This window comes from Streptomyces sp. NPDC001002 (genome assembly GCF_053599215.1).
Window position 1 is genome coordinate 86,862 of the sequence record NZ_JBSFLV010000012.1, and the last position, 21,958, is coordinate 108,819.

A 21,958-nucleotide genomic window follows, 5' to 3' on the forward strand; every position below is an offset into this window, starting at 1 on the left:
AACGCCGATCGGACGCACCGTTCATTCGGGTGGGCCGCAGAAAGTTTCTGCTTCCGGGGTTTCCCGCCCCGTGGGAAGTCGTTAGGCACGGCGTCAGAATTCCACCTGGTGACGTGAGTTGCCGAAGAAAGGAACCCGAACCCGATGAAGTCCCTGAAGGCCGCCGCAGTCGTTGCCGGTTCCGTGGCCCTCGTCGGTGCCGCCGCGCCCGCGTTCGCCTACAACGCCTCCGATGTGACGCCCACCAGCCTCAACGGTGCGGTGAACACGCTCACCAGCGGTCGCGTGGACCCGGTCGACGTCATGCCGCTGCAGCACCAGTCGAACGCCCTCGACACCGAGAACAAGGACTCGCTGCTCAACACCGTGAAGGGCGCGACCGCCGCGCTGAACAACACCGGTGGGCTGCTCGGCGGGCTTCCGCTGCAGAAGTGACGTAATTCCGGCGGCGTTTGTCGGGGATTCCCGGCGTTTCCCTACGTTTCCCGGCGTTTCACCGATAGGGCCGATTCCCCCCGGCGGACTCCAGGCCGAGTCCCCACCGCGCGGAGTCGGCCCTCGGTGTGTGTTCGAGCGCCGTCCCCCGTTCGTGTGGACACGGCGGGCACGATCGCCCGGTCGGGTGATGAGGCGTCAGGGGGTCTTCCGGAGCGTCGATAAGGTCGCGCGGTGACCTCAACCTCAAGCGAAACCCGTCCGTTCGGCGCCGCCGACCTGGGCACGCTCGTCGTGCTTGCCTGGAGCGGCGAGGCCCCCGACGGCGACATGCCCTATCTCCTCGCCTATCCCCTCGGGGACGCGCCGAACGGCCCCGAGGCCTCCTCCGCCGCCGTCGCGCAACTGCTCAAGAACGCCGGGCTGCCCGTCGGCGGAGAGCTCGTCGACGCCGCCACCCGGCCGAGCCTGCCGGTCAGCATGCTCGTCGAGGGCGGCCAGGCCGTCGTCACCATGCCGGGCTGCAACGCCCAGTGCGTCCCGCCGCCCGAATGGCTCGCGGCCGTCGAGGAACGCGGCTACGCCTACCTGGTGTTCACCACCCGCCCCTGGCCCGAGGCCGAGCCGGGCAAGCCCCTGGAGGCCGACGCGCTGGCCGCCTTCGCGGGCTCCGAGGAGACCCTCGACTCGGCGGCCCACGTCGTCCTGCCGGCCCGCAAACTGCGCGGCTGACGCGGGGACTTGAGCCAGCGGCGACCGGGGTCTGCCCCAGGCCCCGGCCCGCCGACGTGCCCGGTCGGACTCGCCGGACCGCTCCAACTGGTGGGACTTCTCGACAAGCTGACTACTGCTGCACCCGGGCGAAACTTGAACTGATGGCGTCGGCAGCCTCGTTACTCGGTACGCACGCAGAGCCCTCCGACCGTCCGAAAGGGACCGTACCCGAGATGAAGTCGACCACCCGAGGAACCCTTGCCGCCGTCCTGACCGGCGTCGCGGCCGCCGTGGGCGCCGCCGCGACCCCCGCCGCCGCGGTCGGCACGGTCCCCGTCCCCGTGCCGCTGGAGGGCGCCGAGCAGGCCCTCAACATCGCACTGCCCAAGGTCGGCGGCGAGATCCCCGTGCCCATGCCGGGCAAGCCGGACGGACCGCGGTACGTCGAGGGCCGCCTCATCCCCGAGCACGTCATCCCGCAGCTGCCGGTGCACGGCGGCCTGCCCGGTCTCGGCCTGCGCGCCCCGCTGCCGCACGTCCTCGGCGACGACTTCGACCACGTCGGCCTCCAGACGCCCGCCTCCGACCTGCGCACCCTCGCGCCGGGCCTGTCCGTGGACGCCCCGCTGACCCCGCCGAACGCCGACAACGCCGGGCTGCCCGACCTCAAGCTCCCGCAGGCGGGCGTGCTCGCGCCGGTGCTGCAGACCGTGCCGGGCGCGAACCTGGGCCTCGGCCCCGGCCTGTAGAGGCACACAGGCGCCACCGGAGCAGGGCCCGACGGCCCGCCAAGCAGCGCGAATCGATAGAACAGGGGCCGACGGGCCCGGGCCGCCGCGACGGGTCCGGGCCCGTCGGCCTGTCCGGACCCGGACACCCCATGAGCCGTACGACGTGACCGCGCGGGCCGTCCGGCGGTTACCGGGGTGGAAGGACGGACCCGACGAAAGGCAGGCCATGGTCGTCAGCGTGGGTGGAGTACCCGTGGGAGCGGAACCGGCACCGAAGGGCCGTACGAGAGGCGGGCCCGCGCAGGGCACCCGACGGGACGTGCTGCGCGGGCTGTTGGTGCCGGCCGTGGCCCTGGCCCTCGCGCCCGTCGTCGCCGCCTCCCGGCCCGTGCACGACGAACCCCGGCCCGGGGACGGCGCGTTCGACGAGACCTACCGGGGCCGGCACATCGTCGGTGTCCCGACGGCCGCGGCGCACGCCTCCGACCGGAACGTCCACTGGGAGGTCACCGTCGACGGCCGCCCGCTGCACCTGATGCGCCGGGCCGACGGCACCTGGCTGAGCATGGTCGACCACTACCGCTCGTACCCGACACCGCTCGCGGCGGCCCGGGCGGCGGTCGATGAACTGGGCCCCGGTGAGCAGCTGCGCGATCTCGCGCCGGGGCCGATGAGCGGGGGGAAGATGCACATGGGGGGCGAACATGGCGTACACGCGTAAGGACGTCAGCACACTCACGGCCGCCGAGAAGAAGCGGTTCGTGAAGGCGATGCTGGAGGTCAAGAGGCGGGGGGAGTACGACGAGTTCGTACGGACGCACATCGAGTACTACACGGCCGACGGCGAGGACGGGCTGCGGGCGGCGCACATGACGCCCTCCTTCCTGCCCTGGCACCGGCAGTTCCTGCTGGAGCTGGAGAAGGCGCTGCGCCGGGTCGACTCGTCGGTGTCGGTGCCCTATTGGGACTGGACGCGCAACCGCACGGCGACCTCGGCGCCCTGGACCAAGGACCTGCTCGGCGGCAACGGGCGGCGCTCGGACCACCAGGTGACGACCGGTCCCTTCGCCTACGGGACGGGCAACTGGACCATCAAAGAGGGCGTCACCGACGGGGAGTTCCTCACCCGCGACCTCGGCCGGGCCCGGGACCCGATGGCGCTGCCGACCAAGTCCGAGCTGGAGTCGGCGCTCGCCGAGCCGGTGTACGACTTCGCACCCTGGGACTCCACGCTCACCAAGGGGTTCCGCAACAAGCTGGAGGGGTGGGGGACCGGGCGCGGCACCGTCTCCTGGCGCAACCACAACCGGGTCCACCGGTGGGTCGGCGGGGTCATGCTCGGCGGCGCCTCCGTCAACGACCCGGTCTTCTGGCTGCACCACGCCTTCGTCGACCTGCAGTGGTCCCGCTGGCAGAGCCGCCACCGCGGCGCGCGCTATCTGCCGGCCACCCCGCCGGGACCGGCCGACCGGCAGCACGGTCGGATCGTCGCCCGGCGCGAGAAGATGCCGCCCTGGGACGTGACACCGGAGTCGCTGGAGGACGTCAGCCGGATCTACCGGTACGCGTAAGGGCCGTATCCATCGCCTGGACACGGGGAGAGCCCCGGCGCTCGAGGTGCCGGGGCTCTTCCGTGGGTACTGCGGTACTGCTGGTACGACCGGTCGTACGACTGTGGGTCAGCCGCCGTAGCCGTAGCCGCCCGGGCCGGGGTGACCACCCTTGTGGTCGCTCAGGTTGGCGCAGCTGTTGCCGAAGACCGGGTTCAGCAGGCCGATCACGTTGACGGTGTTCCCGCACACGTTGACCGGGATGTGGACCGGGACCTGCACGACGTTGCCGGACAGCACGCCGGGCGAGCCGACGGCCTCGCCCTGGGCGCCGGCGTCCGCCATGGCCAGGCCGGTCCCGCTGAGGACCACGGCACCGGCGCCGAGGGCGACGGCGGCCGTCTTCGCGATGCGAGACATCACGTTCTCCTTTGTACTCGAGGAGTGCGCCGGCACCACTAGCCGTCGCACTTCCCGTTCAACGCCTCCGCTGACAGGTGGTCACGGTCGTTCATCCCAGTCGTCGTACCGGTTTCCCGTCCAGGAAGGCCCGGATGCCCTCGACCGCCTGTCCGTAGTACGTCTCGTAGTTCGCGCGCGACACATAACCGAGGTGGGGCGTGGCGAGCAGCCGGGGTGCCGTGCGCAGGGGGTGACCTGCGGGGAGGGGCTCCACGTCGAAGACGTCGACGCCCGCTCCCGCGATCCGGCCCTCGTGGAGCGCGGCGAGCAGGGCGTCCTGGTCGACGATCGCCGCGCGGGAGGTGTTGATCAGATACGCGGTGGGTTTGAGGAGGGCGAGTTCGGCGGGGCCGAGCAGGCCGCGGGTGCGGTCGCTCAGGGCGAGGTGGACGGAGACGAAGTCGCTGTCGGACAGCAACTCCTCCTTGGAGGCCGCGAGTTCGACACCCACCTCCGCCGCGCGCTCCGCGGTCAGGTTCTGACTCCAGGCGCCGACCCGCATCCCGAAGGCCAGCCCGACCTGCGCCACCTTGCTGCCGATCTTCCCCAGGCCCAGCAGTCCGAGCCGCCGCCCGTGCAGGTCGGCACCCACCGTCCGCTGCCAAGGCCCGCCGGACCGCAGGGAGTTGCTCTCCTCGACGATCCCCCGGGCCAGCCCGAGCAGCAGCGCCCAGGTCAGCTCCACCGGCGGGGTCGAGGAGCTCGCCGTGCCGCACACGGTGACGCCGTGCGCCTCGGCGGCGGCGTAGTCGATGACCGTGTTGCGCATGCCGGAGGCGATCAGCAGCTTCAGCCGGGGAAGGCGGGCGAGCAGACCGGCCGGGAAGGGGACGCGCTCGCGCAGGGTGACGACGATGTCGAACTCGGCCAGGGCAGCGGCCAGTTGATCCCCGGAGTCGAGGTGCTCGGAGAAGGACACGACGTCCACCCGGTCGGCCACGGACGACCAGTCGGCCAGTTCGGTCGCGACCTGCTGGAAGTCGTCGAGCACAGCACAGCGCAGGCGCACGTCGGGTCCTCTCCTCGGCTCACCGGTACAGATCACCCATGGTCGCGTACGAGGTCGGTGGCCGCGTCGACCGGTGCGTGCTCCTGCGCGGGGGAGGCGGCGGCCTTGGTGAGGGGCTCCCGGCGCCGGCGGAGCAGCACCGCGGCGACCACGGCGGCGAGCAGGGCCAGGGTGCCGGCCACGAGCAGGCAGAGCTGGAGGCCGTCCAGGAAGGCCTCGCTGAGGGCGGCCAGGGCCCGGGGCTGGTCGGCGCCCAGGTCCAGGCCGGCCGCCGCGCCGAGGCCGCCCTGGTCCACCGCCCCGGTGACCGCCTCGACCGCCGGCCGGCCGAGGCCCGCGTCGGTGAGGTGCCCGGGCAGGGTGTCGGTGGCCCGCGTGGTCAGCAGGGTGCCGAGGACGGCCGGGCCGAGGGCACCGCCGACCTGGCGGAAGGCGTTGTTGCCGGCCGCGGCCATGCCGGCCAGGTGGTGCGGCACCGAGCTGACGGCGGTGGCCGTCATCGGGGTGATCACGCAGCCCAGGCCCAGACCGAGCAGCGCCAGCCGCCAGGCCAGCGAGCCGAACGACGTGTCGGCGTCGATGCCGGTGAGCGCGAACAGCGCGCCCGCGGTGAGCAGCAGACCGGCGGTGATCATGACGCGGGGTGCGATGCGGTGCATCAGACGGCCCGCGACCGGGCCGACGAGGAGACACACGCCGGTGACCATGAGCAGCCGGTAACCGGCCTCCAGCGTGTCGAGCCGCTGCACCATGCCGAAGTACAGGCTCAGCACGAAGAAGAAGCCGATCAGCCCCAGGAAGCTGATCATCGCGACGAGCGTGGTGGCGCTGAACCCCGGGCTGCGGAACAGCGACAGATCCAGCATCGGGCTCGTGCTGCGCCGCTCGGCCATGACGAAGGCGACACCACTGACGACCGCGACGAACAGGGCGAGCAGCACCTTGACGTCCGTGAAGGACACGGCGCCGCCCTCGATCACGCCGTAGACCAGAGCCGTGACGGCGAGCGCCGCGGTGAGCTGGCCGGGCCAGTCGAGGCGGCGGGCGGCGGCGCCGGGAGCGCGGGAGTCGACGAGTGTGCGGGCGGCGATCGCCATGGCGAGGAGGGACACCGGGAGGGCGGGGAGGTAGATCCAGCGCCAGCCGGCGTGGTTCAGGATCACGCCGGCGATCAGCGGGCCGACGGCGAGCGCGGCCAGCAGGGCGGACGCCCACAGGCCGACGTACTTGCCGCGTTCGCGCGGGTCCGGGACGGCGTGGCTGATCAGCGCGAGGGTGGTCGGCAGCAGGGCGGCCGCGCCGATCCCGGCGAAGGCCTGGCCCACCCACAGCACCTGGACGGAGTGCGCGCACAGGGCGACGGCCGCGCCGACGGCGGCGAACGCGAGGCCCGCCTGGAAGACCTTCTTGCGGCCGTGTACGTCGCCGAAGACGCCGGCGGTCAGGATGAGGGCGGCCATGGGCAGCACGAACGCGTCGGACACCCAGGAGAGTTGGGAGGTCGACGCGTGCAGCGCGCGCTGCACGGTGGGCAGGCTGACCGAGACGGTGGTCACCGGCAGATAGGCGACGAAGACGCCGACGCAGGCCATGACGAGCGTGGCCGCCCGCCGCTCGACCGGCGGACCCGCCGTGGTCGTGACGTTCACTGAATTCTCCCTTTGCGGTGCCGGGCACCGGGTCGGTTGTTCCGGCCGACACTCTGGGGCGGGGTGCCGCGTCGGAGCGGGCCACGGGGCGCGAAAACCTGGGAATCCGACATCCGGAACCGATAATCAGCGGATTTTCGACAGCCGTTCCGGTGGCCTGTTCGACGGCCTTGACATTCAACGTCCGCCGTGGACAAAGGAATTCACCGGATAACAATTCGGCAACCCTATGCCTATGGGTGTGTTAGGCCTTCGGACGTGTGAATGCCGTTGATTCCGGGAAATCGAGCCTTCGGGGGACTGTCTCCGCGTCCGTCCGTGTCCGTCCACGTCCGGCCTTCAAAGGTTGCGCAAGTCATGAACCATTACACTCGCCAGTCCTCAACCAACGGGGGAGACATGGCAGATCCGGGGCCGTCGCAGGAGAGCGACGCGGTGCTGTTCGAGCGGGTGCTCGACCAGGCCCTCGAACGCGTCGACGGGTCGGTGGACCGGGAGTGGCTGCGGGTCAGGGCGCTGGACGAGCGCGCCGGCATCGTCGCCGCGGCCAGGGCGAACGGCTCCGACGGGGTCCAGAACCTGCTGGTGATGCTGATTCCCGTCCTGTCGGCGGTGGCCGCGGTCGTCCTGCTGATCGCCGGGTACGGCATGCGCGTCTTCGCGGACCGGCCGTATGTCGGCGGCGGTCTGATCACGGCGGCGCTGCTCGCCGGGGCGGTGGCCGTCGGGGTGGCGGTCGGTGATCTGGGGTGGCTGCTGGTGGCCGCGGCGCGGAGCCGGCCGCTCGACGACGCCGGTGAGGGCGGCCGGGGCGGCGACGGCCGGGGCGGCGAGGCCTGGGAAGCGGCCTTGCTGGAGCGCGGGATGGTGCCGTTCCTGCAGAGGTGCCTTGAGGAGGCGCGGGCGGGTGGGCGCGGTGATCGCGCCGTACGCGGTTCCCGCGCCCCGTAGGCCGCCGACGGCCGTCGCGTCAGGCGCGGCGCGTGTTGCCGAACAGCAGGCGGTAGGCGATGAGCAGGACCAGTGAGCCGGCGACCGCCGAGCCCCAGGTGTAGAGGTCGAAGAAGTGGTTCTCCACCGGGCGGTCCAGGAAGCGGGAGGAGAGCCAGCCGCCGACGAAGGCGCACGCGATGCCGATGAGGGTGGTGCCGATCAGGCCGCCCGGGTCGCGGCCGGGCAGCAGGATCTTGGCGATGGCTCCGGCGAGCAGGCCGAGGATGATCCAGCCGATGATGCCCACGTCGTTGTCCTCCAGTCAGGGTTGCTCAGTCAGTCAGGGTTGCCCAGTCGGTTGCTTGGTTGCGCAACCCTAAATCGCATACCCCGATCCATCGCCCGTGCTCACGAGATCGTCGAGGTTCTGTCACTCGCTCAAGACATTGCGCAATCCGCGAACTCCGGGCACGAGCGGCGGGCGCTGTCGGTGGGCCCGCCTAGACTGGGCGAGCGTGTGGATGACGGGTGAACGACGGCTGTGACATGGGTGGGACGGGAGCGGATCGTGGCGGAGAACGTGGGGGGCGCAGTGAGCCACGAGGACCCGTCCGCCGAGGTTCTCACGGAGGCGGCCGCGGTGTTCGGCCTGCTCGCCTCCTCGGCCCGGCTGCACATCATGTGGGCGCTGTCCCAGGGCGAGAGCGACGTCACGCATCTCGCCGACCGGGTGGGCGGCGCGCTGCCCGCGGTCAGCCAGCACCTGGCCAAACTGAAGCTCGCGGGACTCGTGCGCTCCCGCAGAGAGGGCCGACGGCAGGTCTACTACGTCGACGACCCGGACATCGTGACCGTCGTGCGCGTGATGGTCGGCCAGCTGACCGCCCGCTCGCACCAGACCACCGCGCCGGTACGCCGGCTGCGCGGGGCCGGTGCCTGAGCCGACCGCGGCCGAGGGATCCGGCCTGCGAACCGCCGTGACGACGACCAAGTCGGACGTGCCGGCCGGGACGGCGACGACGTCGGTACCGACCGTGCTCGAAGTGCTGCGGCGGCTGGACAGCGGTCCGCGCGGGCTGACCCGGGCGCAGGCGGAGGAGCGGCTGGCGCGGTTCGGGGAGAACACGCTGCCGGCCCGTCGCGAGGCCTCGTGGGCGCGGTTGTTCGTGCGCAGTCTGCGGGACCCGTTCACCGCGGTCCTGTTGTGCCTCGGTCTGGTGTCGGCGGCCGTCTTCGCCTGGGGCACCGCCGCGGTGATCCTCCTGCTGGTCGCGGTGAGCTGCGTACTGCGCGCGTCCGGGGAGCACCGCGCCGACCGCTCCATGGCCGCGCTGCGCGAACTGGTCGCCACCACCGCCACCGTGCTGCGCCGCGCCGACGAGGACGCGCCGCCCGCCGTCCACGAGATCGTCGTGGACGAGCTGGTCCCGGGTGACGTGATCCGCCTCGGCCCGGGTGACGTGGTGCCGGCGGATGTACGGCTGCTGCGCGCGAGCGGGCTCGGCGTGCACCAGGCCGCGCTCACCGGGGAGTCCGCGCCGGTCGCCAAGTCCGCGGCGGATGTGCCGGGCACGGTGGACGGTGTGGGGCACGCGCGCGATGAGGTGCTTTACCTGGCCGACGGCCCAGGCCACGGGGTTCATGGCGAACCGCCCGTGTCCGTCGGCCCGTTCGAGGAACCGCAGCTCTGCTTCCAGGGCAGCAGTGTCGCCGTCGGCAGTGCCACCGCGATCGTCACCGCGACCGGCGCGCACACGCGGTTCGCGGCCGCTCACGGTCGTAGCGCCGACCGGGCCGGGGACAGCGCCTTCGACCGTTCCGTGCACGGCGTCTCATGGATCCTCATCCGGTTCATGCTGTTGACGCCGCCGCTGGTGCTCATGGCCAACGCGGCGCTGCGGGGGCGGGGCCTTGAGACCTTGCCGTTCGCCGTCGCGGTGGCCGTCGGGCTGACGCCGGAGATGCTGCCGGTCCTCGTCACCACCTGCCTGGCCCGCGGCGCCTCGCTGCTGGCCCGCGCGCACGGGGTGATCGTCAAGCGGCTGCCCGCGCTGCACGACATCGGCGCGATGGACGTGCTGTGCCTGGACAAGACCGGCACGCTCACCCAGGACCGCCCGGTCGTCGACGGCGCCCTCGGCCCGGACGGCCGCGACGACCCCGAGGTGCTGCGCTGGGCCGGCGTCAACGCCTGGTGGACCCTCCAACTCGCCGACCTGCCCGCCCCCGACGCCCTCGACGAGGCCCTCCTGGACGCGGCCGACGAGGACGAGCTCATGGCCTACGACGGGACCGCGGCCGTCCCCTTCGACCCGGTCCGGCGCCTGTCCACCGCGGTCGTCCGCACCCCCGGCCGCCTTGGCACGCACACCCTGGTCGTCAAGGGAGACGTCGAGGCCGTGCTGGAGCGCTGTGCGTTCGAGGAGAGCCGGCGTGAGGGCGAGGGCGGGGGCAAAGGCGAAGGCGAGGGCGGGGACGCGCGTGATCGGGTGCGGGTCCTCGCCGCACGGCAGGCCGCCGACGGGCTGCGCGTCCTGGCCGTCGCCACCGCCGAACGCCCGGCACGCGCGCGTGCGTACACGCCGGCCGACGAACGCGGGCTCACCTTCCGCGGTCTGGTCACCCTGCGGGACGCCCTAGCGCCCACCGCCGCCGACGCACTGCGGGTGCTCACCGACCGCGGTGTCGCCGTGAAGATCCTCACCGGCGACCACCCCGGCACCGCCGCCCGCGCCTGCCGCGACCTCGGGGTCCCGGTCGCCGACGGGACGGTCCTCACCGCCGACCGCACCGACGGTCTCGGCGACGCCGAACTCACCGAACTGGTCGGCTGTACAACGGTGTTCGCGCGCTGCACCCCCGAGCACAAGGCCCGGATCACGCGCGCTCTGCGGTCCGCCGGGCACACCGTCGGGTTTCTCGGGGACGGCGTCAACGACCTGCCCGCGCTGCGCGCCGCCGACGTCGGGATCGCGCCGCGGGGGGCCGCCGACGTGGCCCGTGAGGGCGCGGACGTGGTGCTCGCCGAGAAGGACCTCACCGCGGTCGCCCACGCCGTCGCCGCGGGCCGGTACGCGGGCGGCAACATCGCCACGTATCTGCGCGTCACGCTCTCCTCGAACCTCGGCAACGTGATCGCGATGCTCGGCGCGGGGCTGCTGCTGCCGTTCCTGCCGATGCTGCCGGCCCAGGTGCTGACGCAGAACCTGTGCTTCGACGCGGCGCAGTTGGGCTTCGCGCACGACCGCCCGAACGCGGCGGTGCTGCGCCGGCCGACCGTGCTGCGGCCGCGCGCGCTGCTGCGGTTCATCGTCGGGTTCGGCGCGCTCAACGCCGTGGCCGACCTGGCCACCTTCGGCGCCCTCGCGCTCGCCCTGCACGGGCCGGGGACGGGGGACGACCAAGCGGCGTTCCACTCCGGCTGGTTCACCGAGAACCTGCTCACGCAGGCCTTGGTGATGGTGTTGCTGCGGGTCGGTAGCCGGTCTGCGCAGGTGCGCAGACCTGGCCCGGTGGTCTGGTCGGCGGTCGTCCTGGCGGTGATCGGGCTGGCCCTCCCGCCGTCGCCGCTCGGCGCGCTGCTCGGTCTGACCGCGCTCCCGGTCGTGTACTACCTGCTGCTCGCCGCCGTTCTGGTCCTGTACGCCGGCGCACTCCTGGCGGCCCGGAGGCGGTACGAGCGGAGGCACGACGGGTTTCGGTGACCCCGGGTTCCCGCGAGATGCCTTGAGATCCCTCACCTGTGAATCGGACGGGCGCTCGCCCTGAAACGGTCAGGGGTTTGTTAGATTGCGCAACTACGCAACCCAAGGAGCCCCTGCTCGGGCCCGACCGTTCAGGGGAGTGGGAGATGAGCGACCCGTGGGACGGCAGGGGCGGCCAGGCCACCCGTAGCCGTGGTGACCGGGTGCCCGGGCAGCACGCGAAGTCGTCCGGGGGGACGGGGAGATCGGCCGGCGGCGCGCGAAGGTCCGACGGAGCGGCGGAGAGGTCCGCCGGTGCGCGACCGGCGGGCGGTGGCCGGGCGGCGGCGCGGGAAGCGGCCCGCGCCCGTGGTGGCAGGGGGGCGCGCCGGGCGCGTCCGGTGCGGCGCGGCAGGCGGGTGCTGAGGACCGTAGGCCTGTGTCTGGCTGTCCTGGTGACAGCGACGGCCGGGGCCGGCTGGTGGTTCTACGAGCACCTGAACGGCAACATCAACAGCGTCGCGCTCGACGGCAAGGGCGGCACGGAGAAGGCCGACGCCTTCGGGCGTACGCCGATCAACATCCTGGTGATGGGCTCGGACGGGCGGACCAGTGCCGCCGACTGCAAGCTGGGCGGCGGCTGTTCGCAGACCGGCGTGCAGAGCGGCAGCGGGAACGCGGACGTACAGATGGTGGTGCACATAGCCGCCGACCGCTCCAACGCGACCATCATGAGCATCCCGCGCGACACCATGACGAACGTCCCGGCCTGCAAGGACACCGCCAACGGCACGTCCACCGCGGGCTATTACGGCCAGATCAACAGCGCTCTCCAGTACGGCCCCGCGTGCCAGGTGGCCACCATCCACCAGCTCACCGGCATCCCCATCGACCACTTCGTCAAACTTGACTTCTCCGGGGTCGTGAAGATGTCGGACGCGGTGGGCGGTGTCCCCGTGTGCGTGAGCAGCAATGTCTACGACACCTACTCGCACCTCAAGCTCTCCAAGGGCACCCACACCCTCAAGGGCGAGGCGGCGCTCCAGTTCGTGCGCTCCCGGCACGGCTTCGGCGACGGCAGCGACCTCGGGCGTACGGTCTCGCAGCACATCTTCCTCAGCGCGATGATCCGCAAGTTCAAGAGCGCGGGCACGCTGACGGACCCGGCCGCGGTCTACGGTCTCGCGGACGCCGCCACCAAGGCGCTGACCGTGGACGACGGGCTCGGCAGCGTCAAGAAGCTGATCTCGCTCGCGGCCGACGTGAACAAGGTGCCCACCAAGCGGATGACGTTCACGACCATGCAGACGGCCCCCGACCCGAGCGACGACAACCGGGTCGTGGTGGGCGCGGGCGCCAAGACGCTGTTCTCCACCATCGCGGGCGACCAGCCGCTGACCGACGGTTCCGGCAAGAAGTCCGCGGCGGCCTCGGCGACCGCGAAGCCCTCGGCCACCGTCCAGGCCGTGCCCGCCGCCCAGATCGCGGTGACCGTGGAGAACGGCACCCAGATCACCGGCCGCGCCTCCACCGTCGCGACCGCCCTCACGGACCAGGGCTTCAGCCCGGCCACGACCACGGCCAACGCGCCGAGCCCCGCGGCGACCACGACGCTCAGCTACGGCACCGGCCAGAAGGGCGAGGCCCAGACGGTCGCGAAGTCCCTCGGCCTGCCCACGTCCCACCTGGAACAGGGCAGCGGTACGGGCCTGACGCTGGTGATCGGCAGCGACTGGCCGAGCGGGGGCGACTACCCGGGCGGTACGTCCTCGCCGGCGCCGGCCGACACCGCCGCCGCCGTCTCCAACGCCCACGCCTCCACCGCCGACCAGTCCAAGACCTGCGCCAAGGTCAGCCCCTACAAGACGGTCAGTCTGAACGGGGTGGCGATGACGCCGGCGCAGGCGTATGCGGCGGCGACGAGCAGGCGGGACTCCGCCGACTGAGGGTGCGGGAGCGGGGAGCGGGGAGCGGGGAGCGGGGAGCGGGGAGCGGGGCCGGGGGTCGGGGGGCGTGCTGGGATCGACGCGTCGGCTCAGGGTTGTACAGTTGCGCAAGACTGCAATAGAGCACGGGGGATGAGAGAGGGCGTGCGCGATGCTCCGTAACGGACTGGAACCCTGGCACCTGCTGGTCGTGGCGATCCTGTTCATCCTCCTGTTCGGCTCCAAGAAGCTGCCGGACGCGGCGCGGGGGCTGGGCAAGTCGATGCGGATCCTCAAGAGCGAGGCGAAGGCGATGAAGGAGGACGGGGCGGTGGAGTCGTCCGTCGCTACCACCGCCACGGCCGCCGGCGCCGACGTCGATGCCGCCGGCTCGACCGAGGCCAAGCCGGCGGCGGGTTGAGCTGCCATGTCCAGCCGCCGGAGTTCACCACCTGGAACCGGAAGTTGTAGTCGCCGTCCTGCAGATCGCGCCGGAATTGCGGAACTTCCCCCAGGCCGGTGCTGAGAACCCTGCGTCCGGCCTGACCGTCTGATGTCAGTGGTGTTGGGGTGGCGTTCGGCATCCGGTACCCGGCGCGCACGTCTGCTGTATCGAGGCCGCCCCTAGCGTGACTCCGTTCCAGTACTCGGCATTTGGAGCGGACATGGACAGCTCGCCCACGGGTGACAGAGACCACGACGAATACGAGCACGACCGGCGCGCGGTGGGCTGCGAGTGCCCCCGCACCGCCGACCTCGACGGTGACGGCATCGCCGCGTCGAGTCGACGTACGTTCCTGAATCGAGCCGGTGTGCTCGGGGTGGGGGCGGCGGCCGCGGGGGTGCTGGGATCGGCACCGGCGTACGCGGCCGGCGGCGGAAGCGGACCGGGTCGGACCGGGGAGGACGATGACCCGTACGGGCAGACAACGATGTCACCGGCGCCTCGGGGCAAGTGGGACCCGGATCCCGACAACCCCCGGTTCACGGTCGTCGTCATGCCGGACACGCAGTACATGTTCGACCAGGACCGCATTCACCCGGTGCCGATGGAGGCGTCGTTCCGTTACGTCCTCGATCCGGCGGGCCGGGCGGGTGGGAGCGACGAGAACATCGTGTTCCTGGCGCACCTCGGTGATGTGACGCAGAACGGTCTCGTCGAGGAGTACGCGGCGGCGACCAAGGTGTTCGACCTGCTGGACCGCGCGGGGGCGTCGTACGGCGTGCTGGCCGGTAATCACGATGTGCGGGGCGATGACCAGCGTGGGGCCACTCCCTACCTGAACACGTTCAGTGCGGCGCGGGCCAAGAGGACCCCCGGTTACCACTCCTCAAGCCCCGACGGGTACAACACCGCCCACATCTTCAAGGCGGGCGGCCGCAAGTGGATGCTGCTGTCGCTGGACTGGCGTCTGTCGGCGGCGGGGTTCGCGTGGGCCAACTCCGTCATCGCGGCGAATCCGACGCTGCCGGTGATCGTGACCACGCACGAGATCGTGGGCTCCGACGAGGACGGCGCGGCCGAACTGTCCGACTACGGGCGGCAGTTGTGGGATGGGCTGATCAAGGACAACGACCAGATCTTCCTCACCCTCAACGGCCACTACTGGCCGCCCGGCAGCACGGTGCTGAAGAACAGCGCGGGCAACGACGTACATCTGCACATCACCAATTACCAGGACCGCTACTACGGCGGCGCCGGCATGATCCGCTCGTACCGCTTCGATCTCAACCGCGGGATGATCGACGTCGCCACCTTCTCGCCGTGGATCCGGGAGCTGGCGGCGGAGGGTGAGTTGAACGCGCTCGCGGCGAAGGAGCTCGAACTGACCTCCAAGGTCGACTACTTCTCGATGGAGATCGACTTCGAGAGGCGCTTCGCCGGGTTCGCGCCGGTGCCGCCGCGGAAGTCCCGGCCGGCTCGACGGATGCTGCTGCCGGGGACGTTGGCGTACTGGCGGTTCGACGAGGGCGGCGGCGCGGGCGATGACGTCGCGGCCGACACGGTCGTAAGGGACCGGACGGGCCACGGCAACGACCTCGTCCTCAAGACCGTCCCCGGCACCCCGGCGCACGCGCTGACCTGGACCGGCGACCACCACCCGGACCAACCCGCCCACGCGGGGCTGGTGTTCGCGGGTCAGGGCAACCCGGTCAGCGGTGCGTACCTCCAGACCGTCGACCGGGCGCCGATCAACCGCGAGACCTTCGCGCACGGTTACACCTTCGAGGTCTTCTTCAAGGTGCCGGCGGACTGGGACGGCGGGCGCAACGGCTGGTCGTCGATGCTCAGCCGCGCGGGCACGGCGGCCCAGGCGGGCAAGAACGGCCCGTCCGCCACGGCCGACGAGCCCATCCTCACGCTCAGCCTGTCGAGCTCCGTCGAACTCCAGTGGAACGCCTACCCGTTGAACCAGAACGGCGCCACGACCGCCTGGAGCCACCTGCTCCAGCAGGAGGAGTGGTGGCACGTCGCCGTCGCCAACGACGGCCGCATCAGCAAGCTGTACGTCAACGGCTGCGAGGAGGGCCGCAACCCGACCAGCACGGCCGTCGGGTTGACGGCGCTCAACTTGCCGTTCCTGCTGGGCGGTTACCAGTGGGCGGGCGCGGTCAGCCAGGTCTTCCACGGGACGATCGGGGATGTGCGGATCGTGAACCGGGCGCTCAGGCCTGGGCAGTTCATGAACGCATAGCTTCCGCGGATGCGGGTGCGGTTACTGGCGCGTGCGGATAGGCCTCCGAGCGATGCTGGAAGGACAGGATCTTCGGGTTCTGGATGACGCCGTCTCGGATCTCGATGGCCTTCTTGAGGGTGACGTCGGTGTCCCAAGCGGCCGGGCCGCGCATGACTTTGTGGAGGTAGGGGAGGAGGGCTTCGCTGATCTCCCAGGTGGCGGAGTTCCAGAGGTGGGACGGGCTGTGGTCCACGGCGTAGTAGTGGCAGCCCGATCCCACCGTGTGCATGGGCTCGCCGAACGTGGTCGGGCGGGCCCAGGCGAAGCCCATGCCCTCGTCGCAGGAGACGTCGATGAAGAAGGTGCCCGGCTGGAACAGGGCGAGTTCCTCGTCGTTGACGAACATCAGCGGCGCGTCGGTGTCCTGGAGGACGCAGTTGACGACGATGTCGAACCCGGCGAGGTACTGCGCGAGCGGCACGGGACCGAGCCCGGTGACCGCCTGGAGTCGTGAGGGATCGTCCTCCTGCTCCTCGAAGTGGCCCATCACGACCGAGGGCATCGGCGAGGCCACGGCAGCCGCCGCGCGCTGCGTGAGCACCGTGACGTCGGAGACGCCCATGGCGCCCAGACCCGTGACCGCGCCGCGCGCCGTGGCGCCGAAGCTGATGACCACCGCGCGCAGCCGGCGCCCGTAGCTGCCGGTCAGCCCGCCGAGCTGGAGGGCGTGCAACACCGAGCAGTAGCCCGCGAGTTCGTTGTTCTTGTGGAAGACGTGGACGCTGAAGGCGCCCGTGGAGGTCCAGTGGTTCATGGCCTCCCAGGCGATCAGGGTCAGCCGCCGGTCGATGGCGAGCTGCGTCATCTTCTCGTCCTGCACGCAGTGCGGCCATCCCCACAGCGTCTGGCCCTCGTGCAGTTCGGCGACGTCGTCGTGCATCGGCTTGGGCAGCATCACGACGTCACAGTCCGCGAGCAGCCGCTCACGGGAGCGCAGTCCGGCCACGAGCGGGCGCAGCGCGTCGTCGGCCACGCCGAAGCGTTCGCCGTAGCCCTGTTCGAGGAAAATACGTTCTCTTATGTCCGGGGTGATCCGGTCGAGGTGGCGGGGGTGCAGCGGCAGCCGGAACTCGTTCTCCTTGTGCGAGGAGGCGAGTACTCCGAGAGACAACAGGCTCGGGCTCATGTGGGGCGGCTCATTTCCGACCGGTCGCGAAGGCTCCGGCCGCCTTGCCGTTCCCCGAGGGCGACGCCGAAACGGTGACGGCGTGCGAGGTGCGCTCGGTAGGCCCACGGTACTCCGGTCCTGGCTCGATCCCGTCCGCCGGCGGTCCGGCCGACGGCGTGCCGCGCAGGTCGGACACGGTGTGGACACGGTGGCCTGCGTCCAAAACCTCGGTGTCGACGGGCCCGTTCCCTCGCGCTGGACGGCTCCCGCCTGTCAGGCTCGGGCACGTGACGTACGTAGTGACTGTGGACACCTGCATCCCGGAGGGCACTCCGGAGATGGACCCGCTCCAACGCGCCGGCGCCGTGGCGCTCATCGAGGACGGATTCGACTCCGTACGGGCCGTGGAGGGACCCGACGGCGTGGAGGTCGACGTCCTCGACACGATCGTCGCCGTCCACCCGGGCGGCGCCCTCCTGAAGGTCGTCGTGGACGCCCCGGCCCTGGAACTCGCCGAGGAATCCGTACAGGCGCTGGTCGACGAACTGCTCGAACGCTCCGAGCTGTTGGCCGACTGGACGATCGACCGCTGCGAGGTCGAACTCCACCCCGACCTGGCCCGACAGAGCCTCGACGCGGCGGAGGGCCCGGACGCCCCGCCCGACGACCCCGCCGCCCGCAAGGCCCGCCACACCAGCGGCCCGACGACGGAGGGCACGGACGGGGGTTACGACGCCGAGGCGAAGTCGGCGACCGTGCGGAGGCAGATGCTGGAACTGGCGGATCAACTGCGGTCGTTCCCGCCGGCCATGTTCGGAGTGATCGAGGAAGGGGCCGGGGAGGAGGCAGAAGGCGAGGGGCCAGGTGACGATGGCGACAGCTCCTCCGTCCCGCCGGCCGGCGCGCGACTCGCCGCCGGTGCGCTGGTCTACGCGATCGACTTCCTGGTGGACGAGCTGTTCGAGGACGTACAGGTACTGACGCAGGAGGAGGCGACCGTCGCGGAGTGCGAGGGTCCGCTGTGGCACCTGGAGCGCCTGCCCGACCGCTACGCGCTCAATTACGACGCCCGCTTCTCCCGTCGCTTCCTGGTGACGGTGATCGCCATGACCACCCGCTTCACGGACGGGAGCTTTACGCGGCTCAGCTGCGTCGCCGAGGAACTCGCCCTGCGCTTCCTCCTCAGCCAGGCGACCACGACCCTGGAGCTGTACGGCCTCCTCGACGACGACGTGTCGGCCGCCCTCGAAGCGTTCGCCGGCAACGTCTACGAGGACATGGGCCACGAGTGGCTCTACGACGACTCGATGGACGGGCTCGGCGCGATCGGTGGGATCGGGGAGATCGGAGAGATCGCGCTCGGGGGCGTGCCGGTGGCGTTCAAGGCCTGGTTCACGCCGTTCAACGAGGGCAGATACGTCCATCCGTCGGCGGCGGCGGGGGAGCCGGAGGCGGCGGTGCAGTGACGCTTCTCCGGGCGGCGGGGACCGGCCGTGCGGTGGTGGCTGCCCTGCGGTGGGGTGGTGCGTCCGGATGAATCTCACCCGGGGCGCGGTCCGATCCGCATTTTTTTGAGTTCGGCCGCCCGCGGATGTCGAGAACGTGTCATCGGCTCCGTCCCAGGGACATCAGCGGCCACCACGGGCCGTACGAGGAAGAAGGAGAAGCCATCATGGCGATTCAGCGCATGGACAACGTCGGCATCGTCGTCGAGGACATGGACGCCGCCATCGCGTTCTTCGTGGAACTCGGTATGGAGCTGGAGGGCAGGGCGGAGGTCAAGGGCCTCGTCGCCGACCAGTGCACCGGACTCGACGGCGTCCACTGCGACATCGCGATGGTCCGGACCCCGGACGGCCACAGCCGGCTGGAACTGGCGAGGTACCGCAGCCCCGAGGCGACCCGCGACGAGCCCCGCAACCGGCCGCACAACATCCTCGGCACCCACCGCGTCATGTTCGCCGTCGACGACCTCGAGGACACGGTCGCCCGGCTGCGCCCGCACGGCGCGGAACTCCTCGGCGAGATCGCCCGGTTCGAGGACGTCTATCTGCTCTGCTACGTCCGGGGGCCGGAGGGGATCATCGTGGGGCTGGCGGAGCAGTTGGGCTGAGGGGGAGGGGGAGGGGGAGGGGGAGCAGGGCGGCCTCCGGCGGCAGCAAGTATGTACCGCTCAGCTGTTGATGCGTGAGGCCCGATGCCGTCCAAGTCGCTTCCGGAGGCCGGGCGGAGAGCTGAGACTGTGAGCTGTGAGTACCGACTGGAGTTTCATCGCGACCACGGGTGGTGCCGTACTGACCACTCTGCTGGGCGTTTTCGCCGGCTCCGTGGTGAGCAGCCGGGCGCAACGAGGGCAGCGGTCGTGGGAACGGCAGACGGATGCTTGCGCCCAGGTGCTGCGGGAGTCCGCCGCGATCCTGGTTGCTCTGAGCCAACTCTCTCAGGAGACGAGAGGGCGACCGGTGGGCGAGCCGGATGGCGCCCTCACAGCTATCGACTGGCGGCCCTGGAACGACGCTTTGGCCATGGTGAGTCTCGTCGCCGACTACGACATCGCCCATGCGGCTCATGCGATCGACGAGCAGATCTGGCGGACGCATCTGACCCTCGTTCGGGAGACGTCCACGCAGGAACGCTGGTTCGAGCTGAGGGACTTGGTCGAGGGCCGTCGTCAGTCCTTCGCCGGAGTCGCACGCAGGCGGCTGGCTGTCCCGGGACCCGTACCGAGCCGTCTTCACGGTCGGCCGGATCCGCACGACCCGGTGTGGACGCGTCCGGAACCCCCAACGCCCCTGCCGGACAACGGTTGAGGAAGCTCCCCGGAATCAGAGGATTTCGGTCTGGTGCGGGAGCACGCAGTGGATGTCCTCGCCAACCTGCACGATGTAGCCCTTCGGCGGCTCCAAGCATGTCGTCCTCCAGATCCAGGCAACCTCCCCGACCGCTTCCGTCGCCGCGCCCGGTGTGTCCGACTCCAAGCGGATTCGGACGCGGGTTCCTTCGGGGAGGTCGCTGCGATAGCGGGGTGGCATGTCGGGACGTAGACCTCCCCTGGAGATCAGGAACTCCGACCGCAGCCTCCAGGGACTGCCGTCCTCGGTCTCCACCGAGTAGAGCGGTACGACGTGGCCGTCACGCTCGTCCTGCTCGATGACGCACGCGACGATCACACCGCGGCTGCCCACGATCTCCGGTCCGAGCCGGCCCAGTTCGGGAATCGGTGGGTGTGGCGTCGTCAGTTCGACCATCTCGCCGTAGGCCAGCGTGGCTTGCTCGGGCCAGGGAGTCTCGTCCAACAGCCAATGATGCTCGACGGTCATGAGCCCCTCCTGTTAGTGGGACGTGTTGTGGGCTGCTTTCCCGGCGGGCAGGTCTTCGCCTCTGCGGCGCCGGTGGGGCATGACGAGTCCGGTGCGTGGGTGGCCGCCGTCGCATCCAGTGCCCGGATGGCCGCCGTCGGCAATCGTGGTGCGCCCAACTGCGGCCCTGGCGCCGGATTCCTCCCACGCCTTGCAGTCGTTGCGGTTGCCCGGCAGCGGTCGGCCGACCACGACAGCCGCAGCGCGGCCGGCAATCTGCCGAACTGAAGCGTGCCCAGTCCGGAGAACGGGGTTGTCCAGGACGGCTCCGACACCGTGATCACACCAGCCACACCGTGATCATCTCGCCCGCGCCCGACGCGACCCCTGGCGTCGGTCGCGCAGCAGCGATCCGAGCGCCAAGCCGGCGCCCAGGCCGATCAGAGCGCCGACCGAGGTCCGCCACACGGGCGGCGTCCCCGCAACAGGCGCGGCGGGCGGACGGGGGACAACGGGTGAGCGAGTCGGCGGTCCGGAAGCGACCGCGCGAGCGTGCTCCTCGCCCACGATGGCCAGGAAGCGACGACCGACACGGCTTCCTGACGAACTGGCGATCCACGAGGTGTGAGCCCTGCTCCAGTAGTGCCGCCCGGCCTCTCCGGTGAACATCCCGGCCAGCATGTCCCGCAGCAGACGCTCGCGAATGGTCCCGATCTCGAAGCCCATCCACGCGTAATTCATCATGAGGTCGGCATAGACATGCCGCTTCTGCTCGTGTGGATCGGCGATGTCCGTGGCGCCCCAGACGGGCTGGAAGAGCGCCATGTCGTCGAGTTCCAGGCGGACCAACTCAAGGTAGTAGCTGCGGATTCCCTGGACCTGGTCCGCCCTGGCCTGCCGGTTCTGCACGATCAGGGACACGGCGACGCCGGCCAGCGCCAACGCCGAGACGATCGCCGACGTGAATCCGTACGCCGCGCCGATCTGACTCAGCCTGTTCCAGTCCACGCCACTGGAGCCCGAGATCTCCTCCAGCACGAACGGCGACAACAGCACCACCGTCAGCGCAACCGCCGCAGCCGCGACCAGCCCCAGAACTCTGCCTACTTGGCGAGCCACCGATGCCGTAGTCGCGGACCCATGACGAACTATCAGGCCAATCACCCCCAAGCGAGCCTGCCCCGTGACCAGGCCGAGCCTGGGGCAGCCTACTTCCAGCCGACGTGCTCGACAGCGCCCGCCTCCACGGCATTCGCCGTACGCCCGGACCGGCCGAAGTCCGTGGCAAAGTGAGCGACCCGCTCGAACTCCCTTGCCGGTGACGCCGGTTCAGGCCACCGATCCGATCCGCCGGGGTGGTGCGGACGCGGGGTCGTGGTGGATCGGCGTATGCGCGCCGGTCAGGGAGACCCCGCTGCCGCCGCGCCTGCCCGCGACGATCTCGGAGGCGATCGACAGCGCCACCTCCTCCGGCGTCCGGGCACCCAGATCGAGCCCGATGGGCGAACGCAGCCGCGCCAACTCCAGCTCGGTCACGCCGACTTCGCGCAGCCGCTCGTTGCGGTCCAGGTGGGTGCGGCGCGAGCCCATCGCACCGACATACGCGACCGGCAACCGCAACGCCAGCTCAAGCAACGGGACATCGAACTTGGCGTCATGGGTGAGCACGCCGCCGCCCGCCACGCCTCGCGCGAGCCGTGGGCCGCCGCCATGCCCTGCGCC

Annotated in this window: 22 protein-coding genes and 1 pseudogene; 14 read left to right on the forward strand and 9 right to left on the reverse strand. The window is 71.0% G+C overall.

Features of this window, described 5'->3' with window-relative positions:
- Nucleotides 1-144 precede the first annotated feature (144 nt).
- From ACWDR3_RS08890 to ACWDR3_RS08910, 5 genes are all read left to right on the forward strand, one after another.
- A complete protein-coding gene (locus tag ACWDR3_RS08890) occupies nucleotides 145-435 on the forward strand; it encodes a hypothetical protein (RefSeq protein WP_124000080.1) in 291 nt (96 codons plus the stop codon).
- 234 nt (nucleotides 436-669) lie between these two features.
- Nucleotides 670-1,167 (forward strand): DUF5949 family protein, encoded by a 498-nt coding sequence (locus ACWDR3_RS08895; RefSeq protein ID WP_450351765.1) that lies wholly within the window; start codon nucleotides 670-672, stop codon nucleotides 1,165-1,167.
- A 215-nt stretch (nucleotides 1,168-1,382) separates the two neighbouring features.
- Complete coding sequence (locus tag ACWDR3_RS08900) at nucleotides 1,383-1,898, forward strand: hypothetical protein (protein WP_450351766.1); 516 nt, start codon at nucleotides 1,383-1,385, stop codon at nucleotides 1,896-1,898.
- Between the two features lie 208 nt (nucleotides 1,899-2,106).
- A complete protein-coding gene (locus ACWDR3_RS08905) occupies nucleotides 2,107-2,601 on the forward strand; it encodes a tyrosinase cofactor (protein WP_450351767.1) in 495 nt (164 codons plus the stop codon).
- Complete coding sequence (locus ACWDR3_RS08910) at nucleotides 2,585-3,451, forward strand: tyrosinase family protein (protein WP_450351768.1); 867 nt, start codon at nucleotides 2,585-2,587, stop codon at nucleotides 3,449-3,451. The genes ACWDR3_RS08905 and ACWDR3_RS08910 overlap by 17 nt, the downstream gene beginning before the upstream one ends.
- Before the next feature lie 108 nt (nucleotides 3,452-3,559).
- Here ACWDR3_RS08910 and ACWDR3_RS08915 read toward each other — a convergent pair whose 3' ends face one another.
- The 3 genes from ACWDR3_RS08915 to ACWDR3_RS08925 form a co-directional block, all read right to left on the reverse strand.
- On the reverse strand, nucleotides 3,560-3,850 hold the full coding sequence (locus tag ACWDR3_RS08915) for a chaplin (protein WP_401721316.1): 291 nt from the start codon (nucleotides 3,848-3,850) through the stop codon (nucleotides 3,560-3,562).
- Nucleotides 3,851-3,941: 91 nt separating this feature from the next.
- Entirely contained in the window at nucleotides 3,942-4,901 is a 960-nt protein-coding gene (locus tag ACWDR3_RS08920) for a D-2-hydroxyacid dehydrogenase family protein (protein WP_450351769.1), read from the reverse strand.
- A 32-nt stretch (nucleotides 4,902-4,933) separates the two neighbouring features.
- On the reverse strand, nucleotides 4,934-6,550 hold the full coding sequence (locus ACWDR3_RS08925) for an MFS transporter (RefSeq protein WP_450351770.1): 1,617 nt from the start codon (nucleotides 6,548-6,550) through the stop codon (nucleotides 4,934-4,936).
- Nucleotides 6,551-6,949: 399 nt separating this feature from the next.
- Between ACWDR3_RS08925 and ACWDR3_RS08930 the strand changes: the two genes are divergently transcribed.
- The gene (locus ACWDR3_RS08930) at nucleotides 6,950-7,501 is read left to right on the forward strand and encodes a hypothetical protein (protein ID WP_450351771.1); all 552 of its coding nucleotides are present in this window, start codon (nucleotides 6,950-6,952) and stop codon (nucleotides 7,499-7,501) included.
- Nucleotides 7,502-7,520: 19 nt separating this feature from the next.
- Here ACWDR3_RS08930 and ACWDR3_RS08935 read toward each other — a convergent pair whose 3' ends face one another.
- Entirely contained in the window at nucleotides 7,521-7,790 is a 270-nt protein-coding gene (locus ACWDR3_RS08935) for a GlsB/YeaQ/YmgE family stress response membrane protein (RefSeq protein WP_450351772.1), read from the reverse strand.
- Between the two features lie 261 nt (nucleotides 7,791-8,051).
- Here ACWDR3_RS08935 and ACWDR3_RS08940 point away from each other — a divergent pair, with 261 nt between their 5' ends.
- The 5 genes from ACWDR3_RS08940 (at nucleotide 8,052) to ACWDR3_RS08960 (ending at nucleotide 15,787) form a co-directional block, all read left to right on the forward strand.
- Nucleotides 8,052-8,423 carry an ArsR/SmtB family transcription factor gene (locus ACWDR3_RS08940; RefSeq protein ID WP_450351773.1) on the forward strand — a complete coding sequence of 124 codons (372 nt, stop codon included), beginning with the start codon at nucleotides 8,052-8,054 and terminating at the stop codon, nucleotides 8,421-8,423.
- Entirely contained in the window at nucleotides 8,416-11,187 is a 2,772-nt protein-coding gene (mgtA, locus tag ACWDR3_RS08945; protein WP_450351774.1) for a magnesium-translocating P-type ATPase, read from the forward strand. Before ACWDR3_RS08940 ends, mgtA begins: the two co-directional genes overlap by 8 nt.
- 146 nt (nucleotides 11,188-11,333) lie before the next feature.
- On the forward strand, nucleotides 11,334-13,112 hold the full coding sequence (locus ACWDR3_RS08950; protein WP_450351775.1) for an LCP family protein: 1,779 nt from the start codon (nucleotides 11,334-11,336) through the stop codon (nucleotides 13,110-13,112).
- A 151-nt stretch (nucleotides 13,113-13,263) separates the two neighbouring features.
- A complete protein-coding gene (tatA, locus tag ACWDR3_RS08955) occupies nucleotides 13,264-13,512 on the forward strand; it encodes a Sec-independent protein translocase subunit TatA (RefSeq protein ID WP_450351776.1) in 249 nt (82 codons plus the stop codon).
- 244 nt (nucleotides 13,513-13,756) lie between these two features.
- Nucleotides 13,757-15,787, forward strand: coding sequence for a LamG-like jellyroll fold domain-containing protein (locus tag ACWDR3_RS08960; protein ID WP_450351777.1), 2,031 nt, complete (start codon nucleotides 13,757-13,759; stop codon nucleotides 15,785-15,787).
- Here the strand turns inward: ACWDR3_RS08960 and ACWDR3_RS08965 are convergent.
- Nucleotides 15,774-16,955 (reverse strand): N(5)-(carboxyethyl)ornithine synthase, encoded by a 1,182-nt coding sequence (locus ACWDR3_RS08965; protein ID WP_450351778.1) that lies wholly within the window; start codon nucleotides 16,953-16,955, stop codon nucleotides 15,774-15,776. The genes ACWDR3_RS08960 and ACWDR3_RS08965 overlap by 14 nt on opposite strands.
- Nucleotides 16,956-17,224: 269 nt before the next feature.
- Here ACWDR3_RS08965 and ACWDR3_RS08970 point away from each other — a divergent pair, with 269 nt between their 5' ends.
- The 3 genes from ACWDR3_RS08970 to ACWDR3_RS08980 all read left to right on the forward strand — a co-directional run bounded on the left by ACWDR3_RS08970 (nucleotide 17,225) and on the right by ACWDR3_RS08980 (nucleotide 19,747).
- On the forward strand, nucleotides 17,225-18,403 hold the full coding sequence (locus ACWDR3_RS08970; protein WP_450351779.1) for a hypothetical protein: 1,179 nt from the start codon (nucleotides 17,225-17,227) through the stop codon (nucleotides 18,401-18,403).
- Nucleotides 18,404-18,609: 206 nt separating this feature from the next.
- Nucleotides 18,610-19,050, forward strand: coding sequence for a VOC family protein (locus ACWDR3_RS08975; RefSeq protein WP_450351780.1), 441 nt, complete (start codon nucleotides 18,610-18,612; stop codon nucleotides 19,048-19,050).
- A gap of 136 nt (nucleotides 19,051-19,186) precedes the next feature.
- Nucleotides 19,187-19,747: a hypothetical protein gene (locus tag ACWDR3_RS08980; RefSeq protein ID WP_450351781.1), complete on the forward strand. Its 561-nt coding sequence runs from the start codon at nucleotides 19,187-19,189 to the stop codon at nucleotides 19,745-19,747.
- A gap of 15 nt (nucleotides 19,748-19,762) precedes the next feature.
- On the opposite strand, the gene ACWDR3_RS08985 is transcribed toward ACWDR3_RS08980, so the two are convergent.
- The 4 genes and pseudogenes from ACWDR3_RS08985 to ACWDR3_RS09000 form a co-directional block, all read right to left on the reverse strand.
- On the reverse strand, nucleotides 19,763-20,257 hold the full coding sequence (locus tag ACWDR3_RS08985) for a hypothetical protein (protein ID WP_450351782.1): 495 nt from the start codon (nucleotides 20,255-20,257) through the stop codon (nucleotides 19,763-19,765).
- Between the two features lie 15 nt (nucleotides 20,258-20,272).
- Nucleotides 20,273-20,578 (reverse strand): annotated as a pseudogene (locus ACWDR3_RS08990) (IS5/IS1182 family transposase); the annotation flags it as partial.
- An 18-nt stretch (nucleotides 20,579-20,596) separates the two neighbouring features.
- Nucleotides 20,597-21,355 carry a DUF6082 family protein gene (locus ACWDR3_RS08995; RefSeq protein WP_450351783.1) on the reverse strand — a complete coding sequence of 253 codons (759 nt, stop codon included), beginning with the start codon at nucleotides 21,353-21,355 and terminating at the stop codon, nucleotides 20,597-20,599.
- 210 nt (nucleotides 21,356-21,565) lie between these two features.
- A partial coding sequence (locus ACWDR3_RS09000) for an XdhC family protein (RefSeq protein ID WP_450351784.1) occupies nucleotides 21,566-21,958 on the reverse strand: 393 nt, incomplete at its 5' end.

What these genes read in the sequence shown, in the direction of transcription:
- ACWDR3_RS08890 (WP_124000080.1), top strand. Translation starts at nt 145, where the DNA reads ATGAAGTCCCTGAAGGCCGCCGCAGTCGTTGCCGGTTCCGTGGCCCTC.
- ACWDR3_RS08900 (WP_450351766.1), top strand. Translation starts at nt 1,383, where the DNA reads ATGAAGTCGACCACCCGAGGAACCCTTGCCGCCGTCCTGACCGGCGTC.
- ACWDR3_RS08905 (WP_450351767.1), top strand. Translation starts at nt 2,107, where the DNA reads ATGGTCGTCAGCGTGGGTGGAGTACCCGTGGGAGCGGAACCGGCACCG.
- ACWDR3_RS08910 (WP_450351768.1), top strand. Translation starts at nt 2,585, where the DNA reads ATGGCGTACACGCGTAAGGACGTCAGCACACTCACGGCCGCCGAGAAG.
- ACWDR3_RS08915 (WP_401721316.1), bottom strand. Translation starts at nt 3,850, where the DNA reads ATGTCTCGCATCGCGAAGACGGCCGCCGTCGCCCTCGGCGCCGGTGCC.
- ACWDR3_RS08930 (WP_450351771.1), top strand. Translation starts at nt 6,950, where the DNA reads ATGGCAGATCCGGGGCCGTCGCAGGAGAGCGACGCGGTGCTGTTCGAG.
- ACWDR3_RS08950 (WP_450351775.1), top strand. Translation starts at nt 11,334, where the DNA reads ATGAGCGACCCGTGGGACGGCAGGGGCGGCCAGGCCACCCGTAGCCGT.
- tatA (WP_450351776.1), top strand. Translation starts at nt 13,264, where the DNA reads ATGCTCCGTAACGGACTGGAACCCTGGCACCTGCTGGTCGTGGCGATC.
- ACWDR3_RS08960 (WP_450351777.1), top strand. Translation starts at nt 13,757, where the DNA reads ATGGACAGCTCGCCCACGGGTGACAGAGACCACGACGAATACGAGCAC.
- ACWDR3_RS08965 (WP_450351778.1), bottom strand. Translation starts at nt 16,955, where the DNA reads ATGAGCCCGAGCCTGTTGTCTCTCGGAGTACTCGCCTCCTCGCACAAG.
- ACWDR3_RS08975 (WP_450351780.1), top strand. Translation starts at nt 18,610, where the DNA reads ATGGCGATTCAGCGCATGGACAACGTCGGCATCGTCGTCGAGGACATG.
- ACWDR3_RS08985 (WP_450351782.1), bottom strand. Translation starts at nt 20,257, where the DNA reads ATGACCGTCGAGCATCATTGGCTGTTGGACGAGACTCCCTGGCCCGAG.